The sequence below is a fragment of the Streptomyces sp. NPDC000878 genome (assembly GCF_053599695.1).
The window spans coordinates 1-3,259 of the sequence record NZ_JBSFMT010000176.1 but is presented as its reverse complement, the minus strand read 5'-3'; the positions used below and the strand labels follow the sequence as shown (position 1 = coordinate 3,259).

The following is a 3,259-nucleotide window of genomic DNA, read 5'->3' as shown; positions in this document are numbered from 1 at the left end:
GCCGGGCCGGCCCCGCCGGGCCGGGCCCAGGGACCCGAGGCCCGGGCCCCTGGGCGAGCACGCGCCGCCCCCTCCCCCGAGGGCATGCCCATGCCTCGCCTACCGATGGCTGACCAGCGCAGAGACCACCTCGAACGCCCACCGCCCCCACCGCTCACCGCCCCCAGCTGCGAGCGACTCGTAGGGCTTGCATTCTCGGGGATTTTTATCTAGTATCGAAGTATATCGGGTGACGCCGATGGGACGCCGAACCATACGAAGGGAGCCCTTGTGGCTCACGAGACCAACCAGATCGCCGCGGTGACGGACACCCGCAACGCATCCTTTGAGGACCTGCTCCAGACCTTGGAGCGGGACCAGGACGCCAAGATCGACATGGTGGCCCCTGCCTCCGCCATCACCGCAATTGACGGCAACCTCACCGTGACCGGCGTGGAGCCGGTACTGACGCCCAGCGGCGTGACACGCGCCGATGGCGCCTACCGCCCCACCGCCGTAGCCGACGAGGGGATTGCCGACAAGCTGAAGATCCCTACCGCCTACCTGCGCCGCATGCGCGCCGAAGCGGTCGACCTGTACGACCTCAACGTCAACGGCTGGCTACAGAAGGACCCCACCCGCCGATTCCTGCTCCGCGCCTTCAAGGGCGAGCCGGGCGTACTGCGTGCGTGGCTTTCCGACGGCTACAAGATCATTGACCATCTGGACATGCTCACCGCCGTACTGGCGGGCATCCGGGAGTCGGGGCACCCCGTGAACATCACGGGCGCCGACCTCACAGAACGGCGCATGATCGTTCGGGTGGAGTCCGAGCACGTCGCGGCCTATGCTCCCGAGCTGCTGCGCGGGTACAGGTCGCCGTTCACCGGGCAGACGGGCGATCAGTTGCCCCTCGTCTCGGCCGGGTTCGTTCTCACCAACAGCGAGGTAGGCAGCGGCAAGTACGCGATCACACCCCGCATCGTCGCGCAGGTGTGCGGCAACGGTATGACGATCACGAAGGACGCGTTCGGCAAAGTGCACCTCGGCGCACGGATGAACGAGGGAATCGTCGAGTTCTCGAAGGACACCCAGGAGAAGAATCTCGCGCTGATCACCGCTCAGACCCGTGACGCCGTCGCAACGTTCATGAACCGCGACTACGTCGAGCGGAAGCTGGCCGACATCCAGCGGGAAGCAGGACGCGAGATCACCAGCCCGGCCGAGACCGTGGAACTGGTGGCAAAGCAGCTGCGCTTCTCCGACAGCGTGCGCGACTCCGTGTTCAGCCACTTCATCAAGGGTGGCCAGACCACGGCGGGCGGGATCATGCAGGCCATCACCGCTACCGCGCAGACCCTCGATGACGGGGATGCGGCCTACGAGCTGGAGACGCAGGCCCTTTCCGCCATGGCCATCGCCACAGCGGCGTAGCCGTCAGCAAGCCCCGGCGGGAGCGTGGCGGACTCCCGCTCCCGCCGGAACGGCAGTCTGTGAGCGGCACTCAGGTACCGCTCACAGGCCGCCCCCGTGTCGAACCGGTGGGGCTTGACTTCGAGCCAGTTATTATCTAGTATCGAATATAACGGTTGGGGGGTGACGCCCTCGACTGACGCCGAAGCAACCACGAGGGGATACGCCTGATGGGCGCCAACAACCTTTCATCCAGCCAGGCCCGGGAACGCCTGGCACCGGTCACCACGCACGCCGTGGACACCGTCACCGATCTGATGCAGGCGGCAGGACCCGGAACGCACCTGCTCACCACAGTTGTCCATCCGAGGAACGCCGAGCCCGTCACCGCCTACGCCTGGTTCGACGTCTTCGGGGAAGGCACCGACGCTCTCTGGAGCGGTGTCTATGCCTCTGCGGCCGCAGTCGCAGAAGTCGTGGCCCTCGGCTTCATCGTCGCCGAAGGCAGCGTTGTGCTCGGCACGAAATCGCCGACAGGCAAGGAAACCGTGCGCGGCTGGGTGATCGACGGCCTGACGCTTAGCCCGCTCACGGCAGAGCAGGTCCGAGACGCCTTCCACGAAACGCTTGGTCCGGAGTCGGATGCTGTCACCTACCAAACGGCATTCCCGCTTCCGGCATCCGCCCCGGCGTAGCCCCTGCTGCGCGCCCCAGTCCGGCGGCCGGTCCTCTCCCCCACGCCCGGCCGCCGCCCAAGGCCCCGTCAGGGACTCAAAGGAACGTGACCATGGCTGACACTGACCCCGTACCGATCACCGACGAAAACGCCGTCGCGCACGCCATCGCTGCCGCCATCCACGACATCACCAAGCAGGACTTGCCGGGCCACGGCCACGAGATCGTCAACATGCGGCTGATCCGGCCCACCTCGGTCGTCCGCGCCTCGGTCGCCTACACAAAGGCCCGCACCACCGGCAAGACCGAACGCGGAGCCGTCCGCGACGCCGCCATCGAACTCGTCAGGCACTACCGCTTCCAGCACAACCTCTGACTGCCCGCGCGGTGACCGGCCAACCTCGCCCAGCGTCACGCCGGGACCGACCAGACCAGCGGCCAAGCGTCTCCCCCGCGCATGGCCGCTCCCAGGGCCGCCGCCCCGGACTCCCCGGCACCGGGGCGGCGGCCCACCCCAAGGGCCCGTAGCTCAGTGGCAGAGCCAGCGCCTTAAAAGCGCACAGCGCCGCCGGTTCGAATCCGGTCGGGTCCACCCACAGCCGCCCCAACCGCCCCACGACGGAGGAGATATGACCGCCGACGACCACCAGAACACCGCATCCCAGCCCACCGCCCCCAGCGTCGCCCCGAAGGCCCGCGCACGTGCCAGCGCACAGGAAGTGATCGAGTTCGTCATCGCTGAGAAGCGAATCGCGGACCTGGACGTCGAGATCGACTTCGAGGCGCTCGCCAGGCTCGACGACATGCCCGACGACGAGGCCGCAGCGCTGATCGACGAGACGATGGCACGAATCCTGTTCACCTGACCAGCGGCCGGGGCTTTCCTCCCCCGCGCGCCCCGGCCGCTCCCAGGGCCGCGCCCCGCCCTACCGGGGCGCGGCCCGCACACCTCACCCCCGAGGTGCTGTAGCTCAGTTGGCAGAGCGCCGGTCTTATAAGCCGTTGAGGTCGTGGGTTCGAGTCCCACCAGCACCACTTGCACACCCACCGCCGAAGCAGCCGAGTCCGCCGGAGCTGACTCCCCGAGCCCCCGGCGGCGCCGGACAGGCCCGGCATGTACGAGTACACCGGCACCGGCGGCAGTCCGGCCTCGCTCAGCACCTTGTCGTAGAGGGCGAGTTCCTCGGCGAAG

The 3,259-nt window shown here is 68.0% G+C and carries 4 protein-coding genes and 2 tRNA genes; all 6 read left to right on the top strand.

The features are described from left to right. The first annotated feature begins 270 nt into the window (after positions 1-270). Positions 271-1,413 carry a DUF932 domain-containing protein gene (locus ACWDR4_RS49970; RefSeq protein ID WP_450418835.1) on the top strand — a complete coding sequence of 381 codons (1,143 nt, stop codon included), beginning with the start codon at positions 271-273 and terminating at the stop codon, positions 1,411-1,413. Between the two features lie 209 nt (positions 1,414-1,622). Then, the gene (locus ACWDR4_RS49965; protein ID WP_450418833.1) at positions 1,623-2,087 is read left to right on the top strand and encodes a hypothetical protein; all 465 of its coding nucleotides are present in this window, start codon (positions 1,623-1,625) and stop codon (positions 2,085-2,087) included. Positions 2,088-2,179: 92 nt separating this feature from the next. Next, positions 2,180-2,443, top strand: coding sequence for a hypothetical protein (locus ACWDR4_RS49960; protein WP_450418832.1), 264 nt, complete (start codon positions 2,180-2,182; stop codon positions 2,441-2,443). Between the two features lie 142 nt (positions 2,444-2,585). Beyond that, positions 2,586-2,659, top strand: a tRNA-Leu gene (locus ACWDR4_RS49955). A 37-nt stretch (positions 2,660-2,696) separates the two neighbouring features. After that, positions 2,697-2,933: a hypothetical protein gene (locus ACWDR4_RS49950; protein WP_450418830.1), complete on the top strand. Its 237-nt coding sequence runs from the start codon at positions 2,697-2,699 to the stop codon at positions 2,931-2,933. Positions 2,934-3,027: 94 nt separating this feature from the next. Further along, positions 3,028-3,102 (top strand) — tRNA-Ile (locus ACWDR4_RS49945). The last annotated feature ends 157 nt before the right edge of the window (positions 3,103-3,259 follow it).

Coding starts and splice junctions, on each gene's coding strand:
- ACWDR4_RS49965 (WP_450418833.1), top strand. CDS start 1,623: ATGGGCGCCAACAACCTTTCATCCAGCCAGGCCCGGGAACGCCTGGCA.
- ACWDR4_RS49960 (WP_450418832.1), top strand. CDS start 2,180: ATGGCTGACACTGACCCCGTACCGATCACCGACGAAAACGCCGTCGCG.
- ACWDR4_RS49950 (WP_450418830.1), top strand. CDS start 2,697: ATGACCGCCGACGACCACCAGAACACCGCATCCCAGCCCACCGCCCCC.